Origin of the sequence: Exiguobacterium sp. A1_3_1, assembly GCF_048985645.1 — a bacterium.
Taxonomy (GTDB): domain Bacteria; phylum Bacillota; class Bacilli; order Exiguobacteriales; family Exiguobacteriaceae; genus Exiguobacterium_A; species Exiguobacterium_A indicum.
The window spans coordinates 25,899-49,741 of record NZ_WBYY01000004.1 but is presented as its reverse complement, the minus strand read 5'-3'; the positions used below and the strand labels follow the sequence as shown (position 1 = coordinate 49,741).

At 48.2% G+C, this 23,843-nt stretch carries 26 protein-coding genes, 1 tRNA gene and 1 pseudogene; 4 read left to right on the top strand and 24 right to left on the bottom strand.

Annotated elements, in window-relative coordinates; translation table 11 throughout:
- Positions 1-62: 62 nt before the first annotated feature.
- Together F8N00_RS01160 and F8N00_RS01155 are read right to left on the bottom strand one after the other, a co-directional pair.
- Positions 63-302, bottom strand: a complete 240-nt coding sequence (locus F8N00_RS01160; protein ID WP_055968902.1) for a hypothetical protein — start codon at positions 300-302, stop codon at positions 63-65.
- A gap of 322 nt (positions 303-624) precedes the next feature.
- Positions 625-978, bottom strand: a complete 354-nt coding sequence (locus F8N00_RS01155; protein ID WP_058264670.1) for a hypothetical protein — start codon at positions 976-978, stop codon at positions 625-627.
- Between the two features lie 135 nt (positions 979-1,113).
- On the opposite strand from F8N00_RS01155, the gene F8N00_RS01150 reads away from it, so the two are divergent.
- Positions 1,114-1,434, top strand: coding sequence for a hypothetical protein (locus F8N00_RS01150; protein ID WP_255997608.1), 321 nt, complete (start codon positions 1,114-1,116; stop codon positions 1,432-1,434).
- A 138-nt stretch (positions 1,435-1,572) separates the two neighbouring features.
- Here the strand turns inward: F8N00_RS01150 and F8N00_RS01145 are convergent, their stop codons facing one another.
- The 10 genes from F8N00_RS01145 to F8N00_RS01100 all read right to left on the bottom strand — a co-directional run bounded on the left by F8N00_RS01145 (position 1,573) and on the right by F8N00_RS01100 (position 11,599).
- Complete coding sequence (locus tag F8N00_RS01145) at positions 1,573-1,821, bottom strand: hypothetical protein (RefSeq protein WP_230088506.1); 249 nt, start codon at positions 1,819-1,821, stop codon at positions 1,573-1,575.
- A gap of 12 nt (positions 1,822-1,833) precedes the next feature.
- Positions 1,834-2,745 (bottom strand): acyl-ACP desaturase, encoded by a 912-nt coding sequence (locus F8N00_RS01140; RefSeq protein WP_421017618.1) that lies wholly within the window; start codon positions 2,743-2,745, stop codon positions 1,834-1,836.
- Positions 2,746-3,014: 269 nt separating this feature from the next.
- Entirely contained in the window at positions 3,015-4,307 is a 1,293-nt protein-coding gene (gene eno, locus F8N00_RS01135) for a phosphopyruvate hydratase (RefSeq protein ID WP_023469213.1), read from the bottom strand.
- 59 nt (positions 4,308-4,366) lie between these two features.
- Positions 4,367-5,914, bottom strand: a complete 1,548-nt coding sequence (gpmI, locus tag F8N00_RS01130; protein WP_035396306.1) for a 2,3-bisphosphoglycerate-independent phosphoglycerate mutase — start codon at positions 5,912-5,914, stop codon at positions 4,367-4,369.
- On the bottom strand, positions 5,915-6,667 hold the full coding sequence (gene tpiA / locus F8N00_RS01125) for a triose-phosphate isomerase (protein ID WP_023469215.1): 753 nt from the start codon (positions 6,665-6,667) through the stop codon (positions 5,915-5,917).
- Between the two features lie 27 nt (positions 6,668-6,694).
- The gene (locus F8N00_RS01120; protein WP_421017617.1) at positions 6,695-7,879 is read right to left on the bottom strand and encodes a phosphoglycerate kinase; all 1,185 of its coding nucleotides are present in this window, start codon (positions 7,877-7,879) and stop codon (positions 6,695-6,697) included.
- A gap of 121 nt (positions 7,880-8,000) precedes the next feature.
- Positions 8,001-9,008 (bottom strand): type I glyceraldehyde-3-phosphate dehydrogenase, encoded by a 1,008-nt coding sequence (gap, locus tag F8N00_RS01115; RefSeq protein WP_023469217.1) that lies wholly within the window; start codon positions 9,006-9,008, stop codon positions 8,001-8,003.
- Between the two features lie 53 nt (positions 9,009-9,061).
- The gene (locus tag F8N00_RS01110) at positions 9,062-10,090 is read right to left on the bottom strand and encodes a sugar-binding transcriptional regulator (protein ID WP_023469218.1); all 1,029 of its coding nucleotides are present in this window, start codon (positions 10,088-10,090) and stop codon (positions 9,062-9,064) included.
- 115 nt (positions 10,091-10,205) lie between these two features.
- Positions 10,206-10,466: a glutaredoxin family protein gene (locus F8N00_RS01105; RefSeq protein WP_023469219.1), complete on the bottom strand. Its 261-nt coding sequence runs from the start codon at positions 10,464-10,466 to the stop codon at positions 10,206-10,208.
- A complete protein-coding gene (locus F8N00_RS01100; protein ID WP_421017616.1) occupies positions 10,457-11,599 on the bottom strand; it encodes an RNA polymerase subunit sigma-54 in 1,143 nt (380 codons plus the stop codon). The genes F8N00_RS01105 and F8N00_RS01100 overlap by 10 nt, the downstream gene beginning before the upstream one ends.
- Positions 11,600-11,752: 153 nt before the next feature.
- Between F8N00_RS01100 and F8N00_RS01095 the strand changes: the two genes are divergently transcribed.
- Together F8N00_RS01095 and clpP are read left to right on the top strand one after the other, a co-directional pair.
- Positions 11,753-11,828: transfer RNA gene (locus tag F8N00_RS01095), tRNA-Arg, on the top strand.
- A gap of 182 nt (positions 11,829-12,010) precedes the next feature.
- A pseudogene (gene clpP, locus F8N00_RS01090) lies at positions 12,011-12,595 on the top strand (ATP-dependent Clp endopeptidase proteolytic subunit ClpP); the annotation flags it as partial.
- Between the two features lie 121 nt (positions 12,596-12,716).
- Here clpP and F8N00_RS01085 read toward each other — a convergent pair.
- The 11 genes from F8N00_RS01085 to hprK form a co-directional block, all read right to left on the bottom strand.
- Entirely contained in the window at positions 12,717-12,953 is a 237-nt protein-coding gene (locus tag F8N00_RS01085) for a hypothetical protein (protein WP_023469221.1), read from the bottom strand.
- Between the two features lie 82 nt (positions 12,954-13,035).
- Positions 13,036-13,992 carry a DNA-binding protein WhiA gene (gene whiA / locus F8N00_RS01080; protein WP_023469222.1) on the bottom strand — a complete coding sequence of 319 codons (957 nt, stop codon included), beginning with the start codon at positions 13,990-13,992 and terminating at the stop codon, positions 13,036-13,038.
- Entirely contained in the window at positions 13,989-14,987 is a 999-nt protein-coding gene (locus F8N00_RS01075; RefSeq protein WP_023469223.1) for a gluconeogenesis factor YvcK family protein, read from the bottom strand. The genes whiA and F8N00_RS01075 overlap by 4 nt, the downstream gene beginning before the upstream one ends.
- Positions 14,987-15,856: an RNase adapter RapZ gene (gene rapZ, locus F8N00_RS01070; protein ID WP_023469224.1), complete on the bottom strand. Its 870-nt coding sequence runs from the start codon at positions 15,854-15,856 to the stop codon at positions 14,987-14,989. The genes F8N00_RS01075 and rapZ overlap by 1 nt, the downstream gene beginning before the upstream one ends.
- A gap of 111 nt (positions 15,857-15,967) precedes the next feature.
- Positions 15,968-16,930 carry a thioredoxin-disulfide reductase gene (gene trxB / locus F8N00_RS01065; RefSeq protein WP_023469225.1) on the bottom strand — a complete coding sequence of 321 codons (963 nt, stop codon included), beginning with the start codon at positions 16,928-16,930 and terminating at the stop codon, positions 15,968-15,970.
- 61 nt (positions 16,931-16,991) lie between these two features.
- Positions 16,992-18,476: a tetratricopeptide repeat protein gene (locus tag F8N00_RS01060; protein WP_255997595.1), complete on the bottom strand. Its 1,485-nt coding sequence runs from the start codon at positions 18,474-18,476 to the stop codon at positions 16,992-16,994.
- 96 nt (positions 18,477-18,572) lie between these two features.
- A complete protein-coding gene (gene kapB, locus F8N00_RS01055; RefSeq protein ID WP_023469227.1) occupies positions 18,573-18,953 on the bottom strand; it encodes a sporulation phosphorelay system protein KapB in 381 nt (126 codons plus the stop codon).
- 30 nt (positions 18,954-18,983) lie between these two features.
- A complete protein-coding gene (locus tag F8N00_RS01050) occupies positions 18,984-19,466 on the bottom strand; it encodes an acyltransferase (protein ID WP_421017615.1) in 483 nt (160 codons plus the stop codon).
- On the bottom strand, positions 19,450-20,106 hold the full coding sequence (gene ppaX, locus F8N00_RS01045; protein ID WP_058264666.1) for a pyrophosphatase PpaX: 657 nt from the start codon (positions 20,104-20,106) through the stop codon (positions 19,450-19,452). Before ppaX ends, F8N00_RS01050 begins: the two co-directional genes overlap by 17 nt.
- Before the next feature lie 3 nt (positions 20,107-20,109).
- Entirely contained in the window at positions 20,110-20,943 is an 834-nt protein-coding gene (lgt, locus tag F8N00_RS01040; protein ID WP_023469230.1) for a prolipoprotein diacylglyceryl transferase, read from the bottom strand.
- The gene (hprK, locus tag F8N00_RS01035; RefSeq protein ID WP_035396292.1) at positions 20,943-21,878 is read right to left on the bottom strand and encodes an HPr(Ser) kinase/phosphatase; all 936 of its coding nucleotides are present in this window, start codon (positions 21,876-21,878) and stop codon (positions 20,943-20,945) included. The genes lgt and hprK overlap by 1 nt, the downstream gene beginning before the upstream one ends.
- Before the next feature lie 126 nt (positions 21,879-22,004).
- Between hprK and F8N00_RS01030 the strand changes: the two genes are divergently transcribed.
- Positions 22,005-22,388 carry a hypothetical protein gene (locus tag F8N00_RS01030; RefSeq protein ID WP_050678702.1) on the top strand — a complete coding sequence of 128 codons (384 nt, stop codon included), beginning with the start codon at positions 22,005-22,007 and terminating at the stop codon, positions 22,386-22,388.
- A gap of 248 nt (positions 22,389-22,636) precedes the next feature.
- Here the strand turns inward: F8N00_RS01030 and F8N00_RS01025 are convergent, their stop codons facing one another.
- Positions 22,637-23,746, bottom strand: a complete 1,110-nt coding sequence (locus tag F8N00_RS01025; RefSeq protein WP_035396288.1) for a DUF4097 family beta strand repeat-containing protein — start codon at positions 23,744-23,746, stop codon at positions 22,637-22,639.
- Positions 23,747-23,843: the final 97 nt, after the last annotated feature.

The following is a 23,843-nucleotide window of genomic DNA, read 5'->3' as shown; positions in this document are numbered from 1 at the left end:
GAGATGTGTATAAGAGACAGGACTTACAATCATTCCTTATGATCATCACTTTGAATCATGTCTTAAATAAAGACAATCAGTGAAAGACCAATCAAAATATTAATGAATCCTAACCCATCCGTCGCTTTCGTGTACAATGACGGTTTATCTTTTTTGACGCTGTCGTTTAGAAACATCAACGTCACGGCAATAACGGTCGTGATGCCGAGTGGTGCATTCAAAAAACTATCGGAATACGTAAATAAGTTATTCGTAATATAGACACTGTTCAAAATGGACAAACCGAACAACACTTTATGCATGAAACTCACCCCTATAATCACCAGGATCTTACGAAACCAACTAAGATCTGATTTCGCTCTCCCTCTATTATAGAATATTCTTCCAGTTACTCTTCCTTACACTATTGAAAGAAAGTATCTGGAGGTATACGCAAATACACCGTAAGACAGCGTCACGCCAGCTTACGGTGTATTGATTGTCAGATTAGATAGCACTAGACAATTGATTTTCAGAAAAGACGGAGACTCCTGCGGGAATAGCGGAATAGGTAAGACCCCGCAGGAGCACACGCGACGAGGAGGCTTGCCTTCCGCCCGCAAAAAGCGACGTCTTGGACGAAAATCAATGAATATCTTCGCTTTGATTCTTTTTATTTTTCTTCTCTGTATACAAACGTCGAATCAAAGCCACAACGAACGCAATGATTGCCAGCGGCTCAAACAAATAAATCAATAGGAACGTGACATCGATGACGGCATCCTCCGGATTATAACGGATGATATAGAGCGCACCGGGTAAGATGGCAATCAGTCCGCCAATTCCGAGTGCCGTTCCCAAAATCAGACTCTGACGTGAAAATCGGCTCGTGATTTGATACAAACCGATGAATAGTATGAGTTCCGTAAAATAGATGAGGCGCAACGGGATGTCACCAATCGACGTATCAAGCCCTAAAAACAAAAACCGAAATAGCATGTCGATTCCCCCTTCCCTCTAGTTCTACCCCGAACAGCGTCCTCGTAATGCTTCATTTCCAGTTTCCCTGCATATCCTCGCTTCAATTAGGGAATAGCTAGAGAGTTACAGTCACATACAGAGAGTTGGGATCGGATGAAAGAAGAACACTCGATGAGGGTCGTCAGTTGTCTGAATGATTATTTCGAACGTCATCAGCAGCCCCTTCAGGTTGATCTCTTACGAGGTCTACCACCGATCGTGCTATTGTTGCGCGATGACGCGAAACGTGCCTTTCCGAAGGAAGCGAACTTGCACGATGAACTGTTACAAGACATCAAACGTTTGATTCATGAATGTTTGGATCCCGATACACTACGCGAATTGGGAATCGATGTCGATCTCCCGGACTTTTTCGTGACCCGTGCACCGCTTCATTCTGCCCATCATTATCTCGTTACATTCATCGAAGACTGACTTCATGTTAAAAGCAGCTATTTCTTCTTTCACAAAACATGTGAAGCAAGAGATAACTGCTTTTTTTAGGGATAATAAAAAACCGATAGCGCCAAAGCACTACCGGTTTTGCTTCCCTTCACGTATGGTAAAGACGACTTAATTCTCAACCTCAAGAATCGCTTCGATTTCAGCTTCTACTTCTTTGTTGACCATTTGCGAACGTTTTTTACGTAATTCAAGATCCATCTCCTGATCGATGAACTGATTCGTATGCTTGTCGAAGCAATCAAAACAGATCGGATAAAAATCTTTTGCTTCTTTGTTCAATGAGTTGAATTCCCATGTATCGAGTTCCAAGTAACTGACTTGGTTGTTCGTTTCAGTTCCACAGATTTCACACTTCATCTTCATTCCCCCTTACGCGTCAATCTTCGCTTTTTCGAGTTGGCGCTCTTGACGTTCCTTGATACGCTTTAAACGTCCATGATACTTCATGATGTTCGCTTGAGATTGTTTCGCTTCTTCGCTTGTCGGTTCTAAATCAGCGATGCCCCAGAATTTGACGACGACGTCTAATACTTGGTCGAAGTATTGGAGTGGTCCATAGTTCGTATCGACGGCAATCGTCTTCATCCGTTCCGTGAAGTCAGGCATGACAGCACCTGGCATCGAGAAGTTGATGATGACGTCTTCGAAGAAGACGATGAAGTTCGGATCAAGCTCTAGGTGTGCTTTGACCGTGTCACGATAGAACGCATAATGCAGTGCTTCGTCCTTCGCTAGACGACGGAGTAGCGTTGCTAAGTCTTTGTCGTGTGCCCCTGCGATTTTCGCGACGTTGTTATAGAAGACGAGTGTCGCTAACTCTTGCAATGACGTATATGCCATTGTCGCTAACGGGTTCGTGAAGTCCGGGAACCAGCCGTTCTCAACGACGCGTCTTCTTAATTGATGGAGTCGCGTTGGATTGACGTTTCGCGTGACGAGTAAATATGTCTCGAGTAAGTTCGAGTGCTGATCTTCTTCTGCTGTCCATGTCCGGACGAAGTCATTGATGACTTTCATCGAGTTCTTGAATGTATAGTCTAAGTGCGACGTGTACCACGGTAGGTTGACTTCTGTCAGTAATGCTGTCTCGATTGCGACGATGACACCTTCCGGAAGTGTGACTTGGCTTTCGTCCCAAGGAACGCGTTTGAAAGACATCGCCTTATCCCACGGAATGAACTCGTGGTAGCTCCAGTCGATGTTGGCTGAACGCTCCTTGTGAAGTCGATATAACTCTTGAATGCGTGGTTCTAAACGGATATCTAAATCTGAATTTAACATGATCGTATCTCCTTTAGACGTATTTGTCATCTGCATCGAGCAAGATGTAATTAATGCCTATAACTATTTAATTTGCACTTATTTATGAGTATAACATTTTAGTCATCTACTAGGATGAATCAATTTTTTGACAGTTCAGTATAGTTTTGATGACAAAAGCGACTTTTTGGTTTGACATTGCTTGATATACAAAAAACCTCCTACCCGTGTGTACGTATCACACGAATAGGAGGTTTTCCTTATAGCTTGTTCAAACGATCAACCTGAAATTACTTCTTGAGGTTGTAGAATGATTTGATTCCGTCGTAGACAGCAACGTCTGAAAGCATGTCTTCGATGCGGAGAAGTTGGTTGTATTTCGCGATACGGTCTGTACGTGAAAGTGAACCAGTTTTGATTTGACCAGCGTTTGTCGCAACAGCGATGTCAGCGATCGTTGAATCTTCAGTTTCACCAGAACGGTGAGAAACGACAGCTGTGTAACCAGCTTTTTTAGCCATTTCAATTGCGTCGAATGTTTCAGTCAACGTACCGATTTGGTTAACTTTGATGAGGATCGAGTTAGCGATGCCTTTTTCGATACCTTCAGCAAGTTTCTCAGTGTTCGTTACGAACAAGTCATCCCCAACGAGTTGAACTTTGTGTCCGATACGATCTGTAAGAAGTTTGTGACCATCCCAGTCGTTTTCGTCACAGCCATCTTCGATTGAGATGATTGGGTATTTGTCAACGAGTTGTGCGTAGAATTCAACAAGCTCTTCTGTTGAGAGGACTTTGCCTTCGCCAGCGAGGTTGTATGTTCCAGCTGCTTTATCGTAGAACTCAGAAGAAGCGACGTCCATTGCAAGGTAAACATCTTCGCCTGCTTTGTAGCCAGCTTTTTCGATTGCTTCAAGGATAACTGTGATTGCTTCTTCGTTTGATTTCAAGTTTGGAGCGAATCCACCCTCGTCACCAACTGCTGTGTTAAGACCCATTCCGCTAAGAACTGATTTCAACGCGTGGAAGATTTCAGCACCCATACGAAGTGCTTCTTTGAATGTTGGAGCACCGACAGGCATGATCATGAACTCTTGGAAGTCCACGTTGTTGTCTGCGTGTGATCCACCGTTGATGATGTTCATCATTGGTGTTGGTAATGTTTTCGCGTTGAATCCACCGAGGTATGTGTAAAGTGGAAGACCAAGCTCATCAGCAGCAGCACGTGCAGCAGCCATAGAAACACCAAGGATTGCGTTAGCGCCGAAGTTACCTTTGTTTTTCGTACCGTCGAGATCGATCATCTTTTTGTCGATTCCAGCTTGGTCGAAGACATCGTAACCGATGATTTCTGGTGCGATTTTTTCGTTGACGTTGTCAACAGCTTTCAAAACACCTTTTCCGAGGTAACGTGCTTTGTCGCCATCACGGAGTTCGACTGCTTCGTGCTCACCAGTTGATGCACCTGATGGTACGAGTGCGCGACCGAAACCGCCATCTTCTGTATAAACTTCTACTTCTACTGTTGGGTTACCGCGTGAATCAAGAATCTCGCGTGCGTAAATCTCTGTAATCATTGACATTTAAATTCGCTCCTTTTGTGTGTAAGAAATATGTGCTGTAATTCTTTCGATCGACGGGATTATTTCTTCAATACGATCGATTTACCAGTCATCTCTGCTGGTTGGTCCGCTCCGAGGAGATCAAGGACCGTTGGTGCGAGGTCAGCGAGTGCACCTGTGAGTGGTTCAAGGAGTTCAACGTCCTCGACCGTCACGATACATGGAACTGGTTCTGTCGTATGCGCCGTCATCTTACTGCCGTCCGCATTGAGGACTTTATCCGCGTTCCCGTGGTCAGCCGTGATGACTGCCGCGCCGCCTTTGCTGAGAATCAAGTCAACGACTTTCCCAAGACACTCATCGACAGCTTCAATCGCCTTTTTCGTCGGCTCGAGCATACCCGAGTGACCGACCATATCCGGGTTTGCGAAGTTGAGGATGATGGCGTCGTGTTTGTCCGAGTTGATTGCGTCGACGAGCGCGTCTGTGACTTCATAGACGCTCATCTCCGGTTTCAAGTCGTATGTCGCGACTTTTGGTGAAGGGATTAAGATCCGATCTTCCCCTTCGTATGGTTCTTCACGTTGTCCGTTGAAGAAGAACGTGACGTGCGGATACTTTTCCGTTTCCGCGATGCGTAGCTGTTTGAGACCTTGTTTTGACAATGTCTCCCCAAGCGTGTTCTTGATGTCTTCAGGCGGGAAGACGATGTCCGTATCGATCGCATCCGAGTACTTCGTCATCGAGACGAGTAGGAGGTTCTTCGGTGCGTTGTCCGGAATTTCGAATCCGTCGAAGCCACCTTTTTCTTTGTAGACTTTCGAAAGCTGAATCGCACGGTCAGGACGGTAGTTGAAGAACACGATCGCATCGTTATCGTGGATCGGTGCGACTGGCGTACCGTCTTCCTGCACGACAACAGTTGGTTCGATGAACTCATCCGTTACGTCTTGTTTGTACGAAGCTTCAACCATGCCGATTGGATCCTTCGTCGTTGGACCTTCACCGAACGTGATGACGTCATAGACTTTCTTGACGCGCTCCCAACGGTTATCGCGATCCATCGCATAGTAGCGACCAGAGATACTCGCGAATTGTCCAACATTCAATTCATCCATCTTCGCTTGCGCGTCACGGAGGAAACCAGCGCCCGATTGTGGGTCGCAGTCACGACCGTCCGTGAAAGCATGGAGGTAGACTTTTTCGATTTCGTGAAGTTTCGCGAATTCGAGCACCGCATATAAGTGGTTGATGTGACTGTGGATTCCACCGTCAGAGACCAAACCGAAGATATGAAGCGCTGAACCGTATTTCTTCACGTGACCTGCCGCATCGTTCATCGCTTGACGCGAGAAGAACGAGCGATCCTTGATTGCGTTGTTGATTCGGGATAGCGATTGATAGACGACGCGACCTGCACCGATGTTGAGGTGACCCACTTCTGAGTTCCCCATTTGACCTTCAGGCAAACCGACGTATTCACCTTTCGCATTCAACAACGTATGCGGGTATTGACCCCAGTAACGGTCGAAGTTCGGTTTGTTCGCCGCCGTAACGGCATTTCCGAACTCCTCGTCACGCATACCAAAACCATCAAGGATGATCAGTGCGACTGGACGTTTTTTCATTTAAATCGCCTCCAACAGTTTGAGGAACGATCCTGTCTCAAGACTTGCACCGCCGACGAGCGCGCCGTCGATGTCTGGTTGAGCCATATATTCTTTGATGTTTTCCGGTTTGACGCTACCACCGTATTGGATGCGGACAGCTTCTGCTGCTTCAGCACCGAATTCAGCTGCAACGACGTCACGGACGAATTTACAAGAATCTTGTGCATCTTGTTCTGTCGCTGATTTACCTGTTCCGATTGCCCAGACAGGCTCGTAAGCGACGACGAGATTTTTCACTTGGTCGACAGTAAGACCTTTAAGGCTGTTTGCTGTCTGTTCGCGGATGACGTCTTCGAACTTGCCGCCTTCACGCTCTTCCAGTGTTTCACCTACACAAACGATTGGAACGAGACCGTGCTCGAACGCTTTTTTCGCTTTGCTGTTGATGAACGCATCTGTTTCGCCGAAGTACTCACGACGCTCAGAGTGACCGAGGATGACGTATGTCACGTCGAGTTCTTTGAGCATGAGCGGGCTGATTTCACCAGTGAACGCACCGCTCTCTTTGTCGTACATGTTTTGAGCACCGATCTTAAGATCCGTACCAGCTGCTGCTTCTGTCAAGTGTGCCAAGAATACTGCTGGCGCACAGACGGCTGCGTCGACTGTCGTCGAAGCAGGTACAGCTCCTTTGACTTCCTCAACGAATGCGACTGCATCCTTGAGTGTCAGATTCATCTTCCAGTTACCTGCGATAATTGGTTTACGCATTGAGAAACACTCCCTTGTGAACTTAGATTACTTGTCGTTTAGCGCTTCGACACCAGGAAGAGCTTTCCCTTCCATGAATTCGAGACTTGCTCCACCACCTGTAGAGATGTGGCTCATTTTGTCAGCAAGACCGAATTTCTCTGCCGCAGCAGCTGAGTCGCCACCGCCGATGATTGAGTACGCATCGCTGTCCGCAAGAGCTTGCGCGACACCTTTTGTACCGTTTGCGTATTTATCGAGTTCGAATACGCCCATCGGTCCGTTCCAGACGACGAGTTTCGAGTTCTTGATTGCCTCTGCATAGAGTTCAACCGTTTTTGGACCGATATCAAGTGACATGTGATCGGCTGGGATCTCTGTGATGTCACGTGGTCCGACATATGTTTCTTCTCCGAATTCCTTCGTGATGACGCAGTCGATTGGCATGAGGAACTTAACGACTTTTTCTTCTGCTTTCTTCATGAATTCCTTCGCTTGGTCGATTTTATCGACCTCAAGAAGTGAAGTACCGACTTCGATACCACGAGCTGTGAGGAACGTGTACGATAAGCCGCCACCGATGATCAACGTATCGACGATGTCGAGTAAGTGATCGATGACACCGATTTTGTCCGCTACTTTCGAACCACCGATGATTGCCGTGAACGGGCGATCTGGGTTAGAAAGAGCTTTACCGAGAACTTGAAGTTCTTTTTCGATAAGAAGACCGGCAACTGCTGTGTCGACATGGTGTGCGATACCTTCTGTCGATGCGTGTGCACGGTGTGCTGCGCCGAACGCGTCGTTGACGAAGACGTCAGCGAGTTTCGCGAATCCTTTAGCGAGCTCTTCGTCATTTTTCGTTTCACCAGGGTAGAAGCGAACGTTCTCTAAGACGACGACATCGCCGTTTTCGAGTTTGCTGACTGCTTCTTCTGCAACTGGACCGTATGCTTCTTCAACGAGCTTGATGTCTTTACCAAGCAATTCGTTGAGGCGTGCTACGACTGGTGCAAGTGAGAACTCAGGGTTCTTTTCGCCTTTTGGACGACCCATGTGGCTAGCGAGAATGACTTTTGCTCCACCGTCGATCAAGTGTTTGATCGTTGGGAGTGCAGCACGGATCCGTGTGTCATCCGTGATTTTACCGTCTTCCAACGGTACGTTGAAATCCACGCGTGTAAATACGCGTTTTCCTTGTACATCGATGTCGCGAATCGATTTCTTATTCATACATTCGTCCTCCGTCTCTTACGTATAGTGAGGGGCGAATGCCCCTCCCGCTTTTTTCCGCAATAAGAGCGGAGACTGATATCGTTTCCGCTCTTATTCAATTGCTATTTAATTGCTCGAATTACTTAGCGATTTCTGCGAAGTGTTTGAGTGTACGAACGAGTTGGCTAGTGTAAGACATTTCGTTGTCATACCAAGCAACTGTTTTAACGAGTTGTTTGTCGCCGACTGTCATGACTTTAGTTTGTGTTGCATCGAAGAGTGATCCGTAAGAGATACCAACGATGTCAGAAGAAACGATTTCGTCTTCAGTGTAACCGTAAGACTCGTTAGCAGCTGCTTTCATTGCTGCGTTGACTTCTTCTACAGAAACTTTTTTGTCGAGTACAGTTACGAGCTCAGTGAGTGAACCTGTAGCAACTGGTACACGTTGTGCAGATCCATCAAGTTTACCTTGAAGTTCTGGAAGAACGAGACCGATTGCTTTTGCAGCACCAGTTGAGTTTGGAACGATGTTTGCTGCTGCCGCACGTGCACGACGGAAGTCACCTTTAGGGTGTGGAGCGTCGAGTGTGTTTTGGTCACCAGTGTAAGCGTGGATCGTAGTCATGAGACCTTCAACGATTCCGAACTGATCTTGGAGAACTTTAGCCATTGGCGCGAGACAGTTTGTAGTACAAGAAGCACCAGAGATAACTGTTTCAGTTCCGTCAAGGATTTCGTGGTTCGTGTTGAAGACGACTGTTTTCATGTCGCCAGTTGCAGGTGCAGAGATAACGACTTTTTTAGCACCAGCTTTCAAGTGAAGCTCAGCTTTTTCTTTATCTGTGAAGAAACCAGTACATTCGAGAACGATGTCAACACCGAGCTCGCCCCATGGGAGTTCTTCTGGGTTACGGTTAGCAAGTGTTTTGATTTCTTTACCGTTGACGAGGAAGTAACCGTCGTGTACTTCAACTTCGCCGTCGAAACGACCTTGAGTCGTATCATATTTGAGAAGGTGTGCAAGCATTTTAGTGTCTGTAAGGTCGTTGATCGCGACTACTTCGATTCCATCGAATTGAAGAATTTGACGAAGTGCCAAACGTCCGATACGTCCAAATCCGTTAATACCAACTTTTACTGCCATGATAATTTTCCTCCTTTTAATGTAAAGCGAGTTATCTATTATTCAAAAGGGGGTTACCCTTTCAAAATCGAAGCTGCTGCGCCTTCATCCGTAATCAGGATGATGTCTGGCGACTGTTTGACATAGGCGTTGATCGCTTCTGCCTTCGAATGACCACCTGCGACAACGATGACGTGTTCGACTTGCTTCAAGTCAGCCAGTTGAAGACCAACCGTCTTGACCCGGTGCACGATGTTTCCGTCTCGGTCGAAGTAATATCCGAATGCTTCCGCTACTGCCTGCTCATGTTCCAGTCGGGTCAGGAGATCTTCAGACGCGCGACGACGTTTTGCCATCGTTTTCGCCTCACCAATTCCATGTACCACGATTGAAGCACCTTTAATCATTTGAAGCACATTTTTTATGCTCGGCTCTTCGATCATCTTCACGAACGTCTCTGTACTGACCATGTCCGGGATGTGAAGCAGATGATAATCACTTTGAGCGCGTGACGCCATCCGTGAGCATACTGTGTTCGCTTGTAGTTCGAGCGTTTCTCCCAGTCCTCCGCGTGCCGGAACGAACGTCATTGGACGGTGTTCCTTGTCTGGCGACATCATCGCCGCGACGGAAGCCATCGTCGTACCGCCTGTGACAGCGATCGTATTGTGATGGTCTGAAGAAAGCTCTCGTTTGAGTCGTGCGACGGTTGCCCGCCCCATATCTCGTTGTACCCAGAAGGTTTCATCGGAATCACCCGGTACGATGACGACGTCACGTACTCCGAGTCTCTCTTTTAAGGCTTTCGCCATGTCTGAGATCCCTGCGAGTTCTCCCATGATGCTGTGCATGCTGCGAAGAACATTTCGTCCTTCATCCGTCAAGGACATCCCCTGCGTCGCGACCTCTAGGAGGTCTTGCTGCTTCAAGAAGTCGACTTCCCGCCGTAAGACGCGTTCCGTCAAGCCAAGGCTTGTCGCAAGCGTACGTCGTCCGATCGGTTGCATCAGTCGTACATAATGAAGGATGTCGTAGCGTGTCTGCATTTCTTCGATCAGATCAGGCACGATTCGTTTTTGGATCTGGACTAACTGCCGAATCATGTATTTCCCTCTCCTCTCAAGTAGCTGGACGCTTTCTGTCCCGCATGTCATAACGTGTCCCACTTGGTACACCGTTATCATAACAGTCCGTTTCTCGCCTTGCAAGTCTCGTTTCTCAAGTTTTTTGAAGTAAGCGGTTTCTTATCGTTTCCGTCTCGAATTTGCCATAACTCCAGATTTCCTCGTCATGCATGACGACCGGAATTTCATATAAGAACCGTAGACTGAGCGCTTCATCCTGATCAATGTTGACTTCCTCGAACGTCCATTCCGGAAACTCATCGAGTACGAAGTCGAGTAAGATGGCGGCCTCTTCACATAGCGTACATCCCGGACGTGAATAGAGTGTTAAGTGTCTGTGTCGTTTTAATCCCATTCTGATTGCGCCTTCCTTTGCTGCATCGTTTTTTTCGTTAAACCAAGCGTTGCCCGATATTTCGCAACCGTCCGTCGCGCGACTGTCAGACCGTCTGCTTGTAGACGATCCGTCAATTGCTGATCACTTAACGGACGATCGCTGTGTTGAATGTATTCGGCGATCCGCCGTTTAATCAAAAAACTCGAATCTCCGGTTGTCGTCCGTGAGACGAACAAGTCTTCTAGAGCAACGAGACCATGGACCGTCTCGACATACTTCGCAGCAATCGCTCGACCAATCGTTGACGGATGATGCCCCGTCGCCTCAGCGACTTGTTTTTTCGTCAGTGGCTCAAGATGCAATTCTCCTTTGAACCAACGTTCTTGTCGCTCAAGCAAAACTGAGAGGATCGCATGCATCGTGACACGGCGTCGTTCGTACGCGCGCAAAAAAGGCGTTGCCTCTTTTAGTTCGAGCCACGTCTGATCCGTATCGAGTGTCATCCAGTCGATCTGAAGTTTTCCATCTAACAGGTGAATCCGTGCTTCTGCCATGACCGGTCGTTCTTCTTTAGGAAGATCCGGTGTCCGGCTCAGCCGCGTCAATCGTTTTCGCAACCGCGCTCGATCCTGTTCACTGAACTGAGCGAACACCTGACTCGCGGGTTCATGTCGCAATCGATCCGTCAGTCCGATCAATTCCGTGTCGTCTAGCTCGATCGCTTGTAACCATTGGCACTCGCGTTCCGAGCGGGCAGCGATGCCGACTGGTTCACATTGTTGTAAAAGTGTCCGTGCTTCTGTAATCGTTGCGACATCGGTCGAGAAGGATGCAGCGAGCTGCTCGTCCGACGTCCGTAATAAACCGTCCGCTTCTAAATACACGATGAGTTGTTCCGCCATATATCCTATTTCCTGTCTGACTGATTCTAAACGTATTTGTGCAAGAAGCTCGTCTTCATAGGATGCCATATTACCTGCCATCTGCTCGACCTCTAGCGAAACCTGATTCGGGTAATGACGATGCAACCGTCGTTTCAACCGTCGCCATTCCTCCTCGAGCTCAGCTGCTGGTTGCTCAAGCACATGTAATTGATACTGTTGTGACGCCGATAACGTCATCTGTTGCGTCTGTTCCTGGCGTTGATCCATCGATTCCCCTCCTCCTCTTCTTATTATAGAAGAAACGTTTTAAGAAACGTGCTCTGAGCCTCTTTTAAGTCGCTAAGGAAAAGAAAAGTCATGCTTCCCTATTGCTTTCCTGAAAAAATGTCGCTATACTATTAATTGTTCAGTACATCAGATGCACCCGTAGCTCAGGGGATAGAGCACTGGTTTCCGGTACCAGGTGTCGGGAGTTCGAATCTCTCCGGGTGTACCATTTATTCAACTACAAGGCAATGCCAGCAATGGCGTTGCCTTTTTTCTATATTGATATGTTTCATTTGCCCTTGTAATGGAAAAATACCTAAAAGTCGCATCGTATCTTTTGACCAATATTGACCAAAGGATTATGATAAGGATAAGTCGAATAGGAAGCTACATACCAACTATAAGGAGGCAAAGACTATGTTAATTCCAACAGTCATCGAACAAACAAACCGCGGGGAACGTGCTTACGATATCTACTCACGTTTGCTAAAAGACCGCATCATTCTTCTCGGGAGCGCGATTGACGACAACGTCGCCAACTCAGTCGTTGCCCAACTTCTGTTCTTAGCAGCAGAAGATCCAGATAAAGAAATCTCGCTTTACATCAACAGCCCAGGTGGTTCGATCACTGCCGGTATGGCGATTTACGATACAATGAACTTCATCAAGCCACAAGTCTCAACGATTTGTATCGGTATGGCAGCATCGATGGGTGCGTTCTTGCTTCAAGCAGGCGCAAAAGGAAAACGTTTCGCGTTACCAAACGCTGAAATCATGATCCACCAACCACTCGGTGGTACACAAGGTCAAGCATCGGATATTAAAATCCATGCGGAGCGTATCATCAAAATGCGTGAGCACCTCAACAAAATCATGGCTGAAAACACAGGACAACCACTTGAAGTCATCGAACGCGATACAGAGCGTGACAACTTCATGTCAGCACAAGCTGCTGCTGATTACGGTCTCATCGACCGCGTCATGGAACGTGCATAAGTCACCCAGAGTGTCTCCTTCGGGAGGCACTTTTTTTGTATCTGTAGGAAAGCGAACTCTTCTCTATTCATCTGCATACAACAAAAAACCTCCCGTTCCTTGTAGAACGAGAGGTCGATGATCAGTCGATCAAGTCTGTGATATCTGAAACGATGTCGTGGTTTTCACGAATCAGCGAGTAGATCGCGTTCGCATGTGGCGAAAGCTCTTCTTCTGCTTGTAATTGTTTCAGGAATAAAGATGTTGCGAACGCAACGAGTGTGCTTTTCGGTACACCGATTGATTTTGCTTTTTTCGTTAATACTTCGTCAAACTTCGCGTCTACAGTGAGCGAAATACGTTTCTTTTCGTTAGCCATTTCAAAAACTCCTTAATTCGAACATTTAGTTGCATCGACTATATATTATAGTAGACTATGGTTCATCTCGCAAGCGACCCTCTTATAAGGCCCCTGTCATCGACTCTCCATTCCGTACTTTTTCAGCGATTTGATCAATCTTCCGCAACCGGTGATTGATTCCTGATTTTGAGATGGAGCCGCTTTCGACCATCTCCCCGAGCTCTTGTAACGTGACGTCTTGATGTGTCACGCGCAAAATCGCGATCTCCTTCAACTTATCCGGTAAAACATCGAGTCCGACCGTCCGCTCAAGGAACTTGATGTTCTCGACTTGACGTAATGCCGCACCGACCGTTTTATTGAGGTTCGCCGTCTCACAGTTGACGAGACGGTTGACCGAGTTACGCATGTCTTTTAAGATTCGTACGTCCTCGAACCGTAGCATCGATTGTGTCGCATCGACGAGCTTGAGGAAATCGGAAATCTTTTCGCTCTCTTTGATATAAAGGATATGCCCTTTTTTTCGTTCAATCGCCTTCGCGTTTAAATCAAAGACGTTCGATAGACCACGGAGCGCTGCATTATGCTCTTCATATAAGCTGAAAATCTCCAAGTGATATGACGACGTCGCTGGATTGTTGAGCGAACCCCCGGCGAGGAACGCTCCTCGTAAATACGCACGCGCTTTTCGTTCATCGTTTAAAATCGTGTCACTGATCGAACGAATCATCGTGAACCCTTCCCCTAAAATTCCAAGGTCCTGCAAAATCTTGTCTGCTTGTTGCTTAACACGGACGATATAGACATTATTCTTTTTCAGACGCATTTTTTTCCGCACGAGTAAATCGAGATGGACTCCGTATGCTTTTTTCAACAGCGAATAAATCCGACGGGCAATCGAGGCATTCTCGGTCGAGATATCAAGTGTCAGACCCCGTCCGAGACCGAACGAGATTGCACCGTTCATCCGCGCGAGCGCCGCGAGTTCCGCTTTCATCTCGTGATCGGTGATCGGAATCTGCGTTAATTCTTTTTTGACTTCTGAGGCAAAGCTCATGTCAGCTCCTCCTTCCCTTCGAGTTGACGCATCCGCCGAATCGATAGTACTTTTCGCATGACGAGGCTTGCGACCGCATCTGAGTCATGGCGAATGAAATGATGATTGTAGTCGACAATATCATCTGCCAGCACTTCGACGCCTGCGAGCTCGAATTGTTTTTCATTATAGGTGACGATGTCGGCATGATCCTTTTGATACTTTTTCAAGTAACCGGCATCGATTGACTCATTATTGACGATGATCGTATCAACGACGCCTTGACCGAGAAAACGTTCGAGCGTCGATAAATGCTCATTGGCTGTAAATGCTGTCGTCTCGCCTGGTTGTGTCATGACGTTACAAATATAGACGACTGGCGCCAGTGATTGCTGAATTGCTTCCCGGATCTCATCAATCAAGACGTTCGGGATGATACTCGTATAAAGACTTCCTGGTCCAAGGACGATCACATCAGCATCGAGAATCGCTTGAATCGCTTCCGGTACCGGACGGACATCTTGTTCTTCAAGGAAAATCCGTTCAATCTTCTTACCGACCGTCGGAATCAGTGACTCGCCTTTGACGATCGTCCCGTCCTCGAATTCGGCACATAACGTGATTGTGCGCTCTGTCGCCGGATAGACTTTTCCTTCTGCGTTCAACAGTTGTCCCATGACACCGATCGCTTCGACGAACGAACCGTTACAGAGTTGTGTCGCTGCCGTCAGCATCAAGTTGCCGAGCGAATGCCCATGCAATCCTTCGCCGGTCTCAAACCGGTACTGCATGATCCGGTCCATCAAGGTTTCCGATTTCGACAAGGAGACGATGACATTGCGAATATCGCCAGGCGGCAACATATTAAACTCCGTCCGCAGACGACCAGAACTGCCGCCGTCATCCGCGACCGTAACGATCGCTGTAATGTCGAGCGGGTAATGCTTCAGTCCACGAAGAAGCGTTGAGAGTCCTGTCCCGCCACCAATGGCGACGACTTTACGTTCCCATTTCATCACTTCTCCTCCTTCGCATGCACATAATCCCGGTGATTCGTCTCGATGTGATACTGCGTCGCGAATTCCTTGCTGATGGCTTCCGCGAACGTGATCGACCGGTGTTTCCCGCCTGTACAGCCGAGGGCGATCACGAGTTGCGACTTTCCTTCCCGCTCGTATTGCGGAATCAGGAACTCGAGCAAGTCAACGAGTTTTTTATAGAACAGCTTCGCTTCCGGCCACTGCATGACGTAGGACGCGACTTCCTCATCGAGTCCTGTCTTTGGACGCAGTTCCGGAATATAGAACGGATTCGGTAAGAACCGGAGGTCAAAGACAAGATCGGCATCAAGCGGTAAGCCATGTTTGAAGCCAAACGACATGACGTTGACCGTAAACGGAATCCGCTCTCCTGTCGTAAATTCTTTCAACAAACGTTCTTTTAGCGCAAGCGGTTTGATGTCACTCGTATCGATCAGCATTTGTGCTTTATCACGGAATCCTTCAAGTAACGTCCGCTCGCGTTCAATCCCAGTCAGTGGTGAGTCGGTCGGTGCAAGCGGATGGGAACGACGTGATTCTTTGTAACGGCGTACGAGGACGTCGTTACGCGCATCGAGATAGAGCATCCGCGTTTGTAAGTTCGTCTTTTTCAAATCCTCATAAACGACAAAAAAACTATCAATGAAATCACGCGCACGTGTATCGATGGCAACGGCGATTTTAGGACGCACTTGTCCGATGACTTCGATGAGTTGTGGCAATAACGTCGGTGGTAGATTGTCGACACAGAAATAGCCTAAATCCTCAAAGCTGTTCATTGCGACTGTCTTACCAGCCCCACTCATACCCGTGATGATGACAAGTTGCGGTTGATTCTGTTCCATCTTTTCGCCCTCCAGACAACAGTTCCGTGTGTATTTTTCGCTTCTTTCTCAGTATATCATAAAAAAAGAGCCAGCCTCACTGAAGGTACCTTCAATGAAACTGGTTCGTTATTACGCGTGTGAGGATTCTTGTAATTCTTCAAGTAACGCTTCGATGAAGTGTTGCGCGTTTTGCGCGGCAATCGAACCATCGTTTGTCGCTGTAACGACTTGACGCAATGTTTTTTCACGAACGTCACCAGCAGCAAAGATGCCTTTGATGTTTGTTTCCATCGCTTCGTTTGTTACGACGTAACCTTGGTCGTTTAAGATACCGAGGTCTTGGACGTAACCAGTGATCGGGTTCATCCCGATGTAGATGAAGACACCATCGATCGGATGCGTCGTCACATCAGCTGTTTTTGTGTTGATCAGCTCAATGCCGCCGACTTTCCCGTCTTGTTCGTTGATCTGTTTGACCGTATGGTTCCAGATAAAGTCGATTTTTGGGTTGTCGAACGCACGTTTTTGAAGAATCTTTTGAGCGCGGAGCTCATCACGACGGTGAACGATCGTGACTTTTTTCGCGAAGCGTGTCAAGTAGACGCCTTCTTCCACCGCAGAGTCGCCTCCACCGATGACGAAGAGTTCTTTTTCTTTAAAGAACGCGCCATCACAGACAGCACAGTACGAGACACCGCGACCGCCGAGCTCTTCTTCACCCGGTACGCCGATTTTCTTATATTGTGCACCAGACGCGATGATGATCGCCCGTGCGTAGTAATCTTTGTTGTGTGCATGAATCGTTTTGTATGCTTTACCGTCTTCGATGCTTCGAACGTCTCCGTACGCATATTCTGCGCCGAATGCTTTCGAGTGGTCGAACATTTTTTGCGAGAGATCTGGTCCGAGGATGCTATCGTATCCTGGGTAGTTCTCGATATCTTCTGTGTTCGCCATTTGACCGCCCGGAATCCCGCGTTCGATCATCAATGTCGAAAGGTTCGCACGTGATGCATAAAGTGCGGCTGTCATCCCAGCAGGTCCTGCCCCGATGATGATGACGTCATAAATTTTTTGTTCTGTTTCCGCCATGATTCCACCCCATTTATCGTAATCGTTGTAGTTTGAGTATAGGTGAGAATCGCCTAAACGTCTAACACTTTGCTTGTAGCGGTGCCAACATCCGTTCATGTGTCCGGATCATCGATGCGACGTGATCGAACGAACAATCGACGAGTGATGCACATTCCTCGATCAACATCCCGTCCCGTAAATCATGGAACAGATAAAGCAGTGATGCAGCAGATGCTTCAATCGAATCGAACGATTCCCCGCTTAAGACGAGCTGTGCGAAGCGTTCATAAAAATCCCCTTCGAGACTCATCCGTTCTTCGTCTGAAACGAACCGTTCCGCAAGACGGATCGTCTGCAATGCCCGGTGAATGCGTTCATCCACGACATCAGTCCGTCCTTCCATCTCGATGACAATCTGTTCCGTCAATAAGAGGACGTCTTCCTGCTCTGTCACTTCTGGCATCATCGACAATGCAAGCCGTGCTTCAGCATCGTTCAGTTTGCCAAGGAGAAGTGCCGTGAAGATCCGCGAGACATCATCTTCCGTCTTCAGCGCTTGGATGAGTGCCGAGCGAAACTGCAGGTTGTGCCGAATGTCATACGTATCCGTCTCTTCCTTTAACGCTTGTGCTTCGTCCGACTTCAAGAAAGCGGCTGCTTCTTCGACGCGTCCTGTTTTATAGGCAGAGATTGATAACCAGTGCCCAAAGAGTGGATCTCCCCGGTAACCGCGACGCTCGAGCAACTTCAACTCTTCATAGGCGATATCGTATCGTCCGATGATCGCAAGCGTTGATGCGACCTTATAACGTGTCTCAAGGTGCACGGAACGCACGTGTTCGAGTTGACGAGAGAGACGATGCGCCTCTTCGTCCTGACCCATCTCGTGTAACAAGACGAGCGTGTTACAGAGGGCATGCAAATTCCCCGGATTCCCTTCAAGGACCCGTTCAAGGGAAGCGAATGCCTGATCATTCTCTCCTAAATAGAACTCGACGATCGCGAGGTTGTTGTAGGCAGGCCAGAACGTCGGGTACTGGGCAATCAGTCCCGTCAACGTCTCCTGTGCCGCGAACAGCATCCCTTTATCGATCTGGCGTTGTGCCTGACCGTGCAGACGAATCAATTCATCCTCTTCGTCGTCTTCCATCTCTTGTTCGAGATCAATCAGTTCCACGAGTGCGGCCGATGCCTCCGCGTGTTTGCCGTTTGGTGCTTGCTCTAAATATTCCATCGCATGTTGTCGCGCTTCTTCGTAAAGTGAGACGTGTGCGTAGTTATTCGCTAAATAAAAGAGTGCTTCCGTATTTGATGCGTCGAGTGCGCGTACTTGTTTCAAGACATCATTCGCATGATTGATTTCTCCTGTCTCGAATAAGACACGGGCATAACGGAGCAAATAACGGATGTCCGCTGGCTGAAGTGTCGTCGCCTCATCTAAATGATAGACGGCTTCGTCCAGTCGCCCTTCCCGGTGCGCCTTCCGTCCGCGGAAATAAAAAAGTTCCGCTTGGCGCGCTGTTATCGCAAAGGGGTCTGCTTTGTATTTGGTTAATTCCATCATGATTCAAGCCCCCATAAATAGTAAACTGGTTTCGTAGTTGCAGACACAAGAATACCCTATCTCTAGGAGGCATGCAACAGAAAAAAACGCCGGAGTTCATCCCCAGCGTTTTGCATAAATCGATTCCAGTTCTTTGTAATTCTCTAAGCATTTTCGTACAAAAGCATCCGTCTCTGGATTCAGTCCTTCCAGACGTGCCACGTCCTTGTCATATGCCTGCCGTAAGCTCGTCGCATAATCGGGAATCTCTCCGTCATACGCATAAACGACTGCGGGCGAAACCGTGATCTTTTCGTGCTTATGCAAGGCAGTCCGGATATGGAAGAGTGGAACATCGACTTGGTTCGGTTGGTGAAGATCTCCTTGAACGGGATGCTTCTCAACAGCCAACACCTCAACGACGAGACCTTGTGGACGTTCGGCGAATAATCTTCCGAAATACTTTCCTGTCTTATACGTAAAGCGGATGTGCGTCATCTTTTTTCCTTCTTCCTTCTCACAGTTTTGTCACATTTCGTGCCGGCGAAGCGGCTGACTCGAGACGCGTTCATTCGGCGCAATGTCCCGGTGAACGACCGATCCGGCACCAACGACAGCACCATCTCCGATCGTTACGCCCGGTAGGATTGTCACGTTCGCACCGATCAAGACATTGCTTCCGATGACGACGTCACCTAAACGGTACTCCGTCGTCAAATATTCATGACAGAGAATCGTCGTATTGAAGCCGATGATCGTATTATCACCAATCGTGATCCGCTCCGGGAACATCGTGTCCGGCATCACCATCAAGGCAAGTGCCGTCTTCTCCCCGATCTTCATCCGGAGGCATGTCCGGTAGAGTGCGTTCTTAAAACCTAGCGACGGAGCAAACCGACCAATCGTGATGATCGTAAAGCACCACATCACTTTAAAGAACGACACGGTCCGGTACATGTGCCAGAGTGGATTCGTCGTCCCGACCTGAAACCGATCAGTTCGCCGTGCCATTTTGTTCCTCCAGCCAAGCAGCGAGATGATCCATCGAATCAATGATGACGTCCGGCTCGAGGGCTTCTAAGTACGCGCGTCCTTTGATCGCCCAACCGACCGCGACCGTCTTCAGTCCCGCGTTCTTACCACCGAGAATATCCGTATCGTTGTCACCGACCATGATCGTTTCGTCTGCCGTTGATCCAAGCAACTGCATCGCCTTTTCGAACGGCTCGACGGCTGGTTTTTCTTCCGTTACGTCGTCGGCTGCGATGACGGCGTCAAAGAGTGACGTCAGTCCGAACAACTCGATGCCGCGAAGAGCGACACGACGACTCTTCGACGTCACGACCGCCATCTTGTAGCCTGCTTCATGCAGACGACGTAACCCGTCAAGCACACCCGGATACTCGAGCACGAGCGCGTCATGCATCGCGATGTTGTAGCTGCGGTAAAAAGCGACCATCTCTTTCCACTGTTCCGCATTCATCGCTGAGAATGATTTTTCTAGCGTCGGACCGATGAACGGAAGCAATTCCGCTTCCGTGAACGTCCGGTCCGGATAATAGTAGCTGAGCGTATGCTCGAAGCTTTTTAAGATCAATGGATTCGTGTCGATCAACGTGCCATCTAAGTCAAACAGTAGCGTGCGAATCATCGATTACTTCGCCTCCTTTTTCGAACCGTCCAAGTAACGAACGGCGTTGCGGCGAACAACCATCATGATCACACCGAAGATGATCAGACAGATTGAGACGATTTGCGCTGTCCGGAGTCCATCCCCCATCATCAGACTGTCCGTCCGGAGTCCTTCAATATAAAAGCGTCCGATTGAATACCACACGAGGTAACCGAGGAAGACATATCCACGACGTGGATTGAACTTCATCCGCCAGACGATCAACAGAATGACACCGATGATGTTCCAGATGCTTTCATAGAGAAACGTCGGTAGGTAGTACGTCCCGTCGATGTACATCTGGTTAACGATCCAGTTCGGTAAGTGCAGCGTATCTTGTAAGTACGACCATGTCGTTTCGCCACCGTGTGCTTCTTGGTTGAAGAAGTTACCCCAGCGTCCGACGGCTTGTCCGAACAAGAGGGATGGTGCCAAGATATCAGCGATTTGCCAGAACGAGATCTTTTTCTTACGCGTATAGATAATGACCGTCAAAATCGCACCGATGATCGCACCGTGAATCGCGATCCCACCTTGGCGGATATTGATGATTTGGTCAAGATGTTGACTATAGTAGTTCCACTCGAACGCGACGTAGTAAATCCGGGCACAGATGATACTGATCGGAATCGACCAGATGACGACATCGACCGCATACTCTTCGTTGAAGCCGATTCGCTTCGACTCGAAGATTGCGATCAGGAGACCGACGACCGCACCGAGTGCGATGACGATGCCGTACCAGTAAATCGGTACAGGACCGAGTTCAATCGCCACGCGGTCAAACGTTGGTTGTACAGAGGCTAAAGTTCCCATCAAAGACCACCATTCCCATCTTCAATTGCTTGCGCGAGACGTCCCGCGAATTCTTCTGCTGTGTTGATGCCCATGTTCTTCAGACGATAGTTCATCGCTGCGACTTCGATGATGACAGCAAGGTTTCGTCCGGGACGAACCGGAATCGTTAGGAACGGAATTTCCGTATCGATGATTTGAAGTGTCTCTTGGTCCAGACCGACACGGTCATAGACTTTCGATTGATCCCAAATCTCGAGGTTACAGACGAGGCTGATCTTCTTGTGCGAGCGAACAGCGCCTGCACCGAACAACGTCATCACATCGATGATCCCGATTCCGCGAATCTCAAGCAGATGCTGAATCAACTTCGGTGCTGTCCCAACGAGAATCCCGTCACCAGTTTGACGAATCTCGACCGAGTCGTCCGCCACTAGACGGTGACCCCGCTTAACGAGTTCGAGTGCCGTTTCCGATTTACCAACACCACTTGCACCTTTGATGAAGACACCGACACCATAGATATCGACGAGGACACCATGCATCGCCGTCGTTGGTGCGAGTTCCGCTTCGAGGAAGTTCGTGATCTGTGACTCGACCGATGTCGTATGCCCTTTTGTCGTCAACAGTGGCACGTTCGTCTCGTCTGCGGCTTGGATGATCGCTTCCGGTACTTCAAATCCACGTGTGATCAAGATACCAGGTGTTTCATCCGTACAGAGGACATTCGCTCGTTCGCGTTGTTCCTCGTACGTTAAATTATTGAAGAACGTCAATTCTGTTTTTCCGAGAATCTGGAGACGTTCTGCCGGGTAATAGGCATAATAACCGGCAAGCACAAGGCCAGGTCGGCACAAATCAGCCGTCAGAATCGGGCGATGTAAGCCCTCTTCTCCCGTGACGATGTGGAGATTGAATTGTTTTACGATTTCAGCTGTTCGCACTTTTGGTTGCACGCTTCGTCAGCCCCTTTCACTTGAAGTATTGTACCATATTTTTATTCGATTCATGGAATTGGATTAGAAGCATGATTTCTTGGGAATGGAATAAAGAGTTAATATTTTGAAGGAGGTTTTGCCGTGATGTCAGGCGGTGGTATCGGATTCATTTTAGTCATTATCTTATTTGCGGTTCTAGCGATTGCTGGTTTCGTCTACCTCATCATCTCACTGATTGATATGTGGAAAGCGTATTCGCGTAATCAAGATCAAACAGCTCTTTTATTCTTCATCATCTCGATCATCGGAATCTTCATCAGTGGCTCATTCATCTCCTACGTCCTCGCGATCATCTTCTATTGGAATCGCGCACGCGGAAAGAGTTGGCTCGGAATCGGCCTGATTCTCGTTTCGATCGTTCTTGCAATCATCGGTGTCATTGCCTTACTCTCGTTTGGTTACGATATGAATAATATCGAGAACATGAACTTCGACGAGCCGATGATGGATCAGGATTACGATTATTGATGTAGGAACTACACCCATCTTCTTATGAGGATGGGTGTTTTTGTCTATGCAGCTGACGAAGCTCCGCTCGCGTGACTCCTACAGGAAAAAGCGCGGTCATCCGCGCTGTCAGAGACAAACGAGACCCGGCTACTCGTTCCTAGAACGACGTAGCCGCGGCTTGTGTCTCGCCTGAGGAAAGCACGCAAAGCGGATGCGACGTCATAAGAAAAGCGCAACCTCTTTTTCAAGAAGTTGCGCTCGTATGCTTATAACGCTTGTGGACTGAGGTGAACACCGTGCGTGACCGAAATCGTACCTGTCTTCGTATCGGCTTCGACCTCAATTTTTGGTGAACGACCGCGACCTGATACGAAATGGAGCTTCCGGTTGACGATTTCTTTTTGATCCCGGATCAATTCCATATCATCGAGGTTGCAGTTGAGACCACCGAAGTTCGTCTCAAGCTCCCCGTAGACTTCAGCGCCGTGCGGCAACATCAAGGCGATGCTTCCGGCAAGCGACGACGCTTTGACCTTCGCGTTTTGCACGGTCTTCAGCTCGCAGCGGACGTTTCCGTTCGCCGTTTTCAGTTCTGAACGTTCGAAGACACCCGTCGTGATGATTTGTCCATTAGCTGTCTTCGCCTTCAAGACCTTCAACTCCGACTCTTCGATTTCAATCGAACCGTTCGCTGTCGATACTTTGACATCCTCACTGAATAGATCACGAACGTTGACTCGACCGTTTGCTGTCATCAGTTGAGCGGATGTCGTATCAAGTGACGTCAACGAAATTTCCCCGTTCAGCGTCTGTAAGACGAATGATTCGTAATGACGGCGCGGAACTTTCAGATGGACCGTCGCACGGACACTCTTATCCTTCAAGCGGATCGAGAGCGTGTTTGCTGAGACCGCATGTTGAACGGCTGCCTGAAGTTGCTCAAGCGCTTGTTCTTCTGTCACCTGTTGGCGACGAAGCGGACGTCCCGTCACCGTCAACTCACATTCTTCAAGATCACTTGGTTCAACAACCAAGTTCGCATTGAACAGATCGACATGAACCGTCTCACCGCTGAATGGGAATTGTTTGACGTAGGTGACGTTCGGACCAGACGCCTGATTAAGCGAAAGATCACTGTCCTTGATCCGGCTGACGAGATTATCGAACGCTGACATGACTTTCGTCGTCAGTGAATCGACGGAATACTGGTCGACCCGATCATATTGTTCTGGTTCATCGACGTACTTATGTTCACTGGCAGAAGTTGCACGTTCGTCGATCGCTTCGAGCCGCTCGAGTTTATCGAGTGCCTCATCAATCGTTAACTTTCCTTCTTTGACTTGCTCCAATATCAATTGACGCATATCTTGCTTCATGAACCGTTCCCTCCTATTCTTGAACCTCAAACGTGTGTTACATGATACTTTCGTTTAAGTTCCCTTAGTTCCTTCCTACGAATCCTCATCCACAAAA

Coding starts and splice junctions, on each gene's coding strand:
- F8N00_RS01160 (WP_055968902.1), bottom strand. CDS start 302: ATGCATAAAGTGTTGTTCGGTTTGTCCATTTTGAACAGTGTCTATATT.
- trxB (WP_023469225.1), bottom strand. CDS start 16,930: ATGGCGGAAACAGAACAAAAAATTTATGACGTCATCATCATCGGGGCA.
- rapZ (WP_023469224.1), bottom strand. CDS start 15,856: ATGGAACAGAATCAACCGCAACTTGTCATCATCACGGGTATGAGTGGG.
- F8N00_RS01145 (WP_230088506.1), bottom strand. CDS start 1,821: ATGAAGTGTGAAATCTGTGGAACTGAAACGAACAACCAAGTCAGTTAC.
- kapB (WP_023469227.1), bottom strand. CDS start 18,953: ATGACGCACATCCGCTTTACGTATAAGACAGGAAAGTATTTCGGAAGA.
- F8N00_RS01050 (WP_421017615.1), bottom strand. CDS start 19,466: ATGGCACGGCGAACTGATCGGTTTCAGGTCGGGACGACGAATCCACTC.
- F8N00_RS01105 (WP_023469219.1), bottom strand. CDS start 10,466: ATGGGATTAAAACGACACAGACACTTAACACTCTATTCACGTCCGGGA.
- F8N00_RS01150 (WP_255997608.1), top strand. CDS start 1,114: ATGAAAGAAGAACACTCGATGAGGGTCGTCAGTTGTCTGAATGATTAT.
- lgt (WP_023469230.1), bottom strand. CDS start 20,943: ATGGGAACTTTAGCCTCTGTACAACCAACGTTTGACCGCGTGGCGATT.
- F8N00_RS01110 (WP_023469218.1), bottom strand. CDS start 10,090: ATGATTCGGCAGTTAGTCCAGATCCAAAAACGAATCGTGCCTGATCTG.
- F8N00_RS01025 (WP_035396288.1), bottom strand. CDS start 23,746: ATGAAGCAAGATATGCGTCAATTGATATTGGAGCAAGTCAAAGAAGGA.
- F8N00_RS01155 (WP_058264670.1), bottom strand. CDS start 978: ATGCTATTTCGGTTTTTGTTTTTAGGGCTTGATACGTCGATTGGTGAC.
- eno (WP_023469213.1), bottom strand. CDS start 4,307: ATGTCAATGATTACAGAGATTTACGCACGCGAGATTCTTGATTCACGC.
- tpiA (WP_023469215.1), bottom strand. CDS start 6,667: ATGCGTAAACCAATTATCGCAGGTAACTGGAAGATGAATCTGACACTC.
- F8N00_RS01075 (WP_023469223.1), bottom strand. CDS start 14,987: ATGAAATGGGAACGTAAAGTCGTCGCCATTGGTGGCGGGACAGGACTC.
- F8N00_RS01085 (WP_023469221.1), bottom strand. CDS start 12,953: ATGGCTAACGAAAAGAAACGTATTTCGCTCACTGTAGACGCGAAGTTT.
- F8N00_RS01120 (WP_421017617.1), bottom strand. CDS start 7,879: ATGAATAAGAAATCGATTCGCGACATCGATGTACAAGGAAAACGCGTA.
- F8N00_RS01100 (WP_421017616.1), bottom strand. CDS start 11,599: ATGGATCAACGCCAGGAACAGACGCAACAGATGACGTTATCGGCGTCA.
- F8N00_RS01060 (WP_255997595.1), bottom strand. CDS start 18,476: ATGATGGAATTAACCAAATACAAAGCAGACCCCTTTGCGATAACAGCG.
- whiA (WP_023469222.1), bottom strand. CDS start 13,992: ATGAGCTTTGCCTCAGAAGTCAAAAAAGAATTAACGCAGATTCCGATC.
- gpmI (WP_035396306.1), bottom strand. CDS start 5,914: ATGAAAAAACGTCCAGTCGCACTGATCATCCTTGATGGTTTTGGTATG.
- ppaX (WP_058264666.1), bottom strand. CDS start 20,106: ATGATTCGCACGCTACTGTTTGACTTAGATGGCACGTTGATCGACACG.
- F8N00_RS01030 (WP_050678702.1), top strand. CDS start 22,005: ATGTCAGGCGGTGGTATCGGATTCATTTTAGTCATTATCTTATTTGCG.
- F8N00_RS01140 (WP_421017618.1), bottom strand. CDS start 2,745: ATGTTAAATTCAGATTTAGATATCCGTTTAGAACCACGCATTCAAGAG.
- gap (WP_023469217.1), bottom strand. CDS start 9,008: ATGGCAGTAAAAGTTGGTATTAACGGATTTGGACGTATCGGACGTTTG.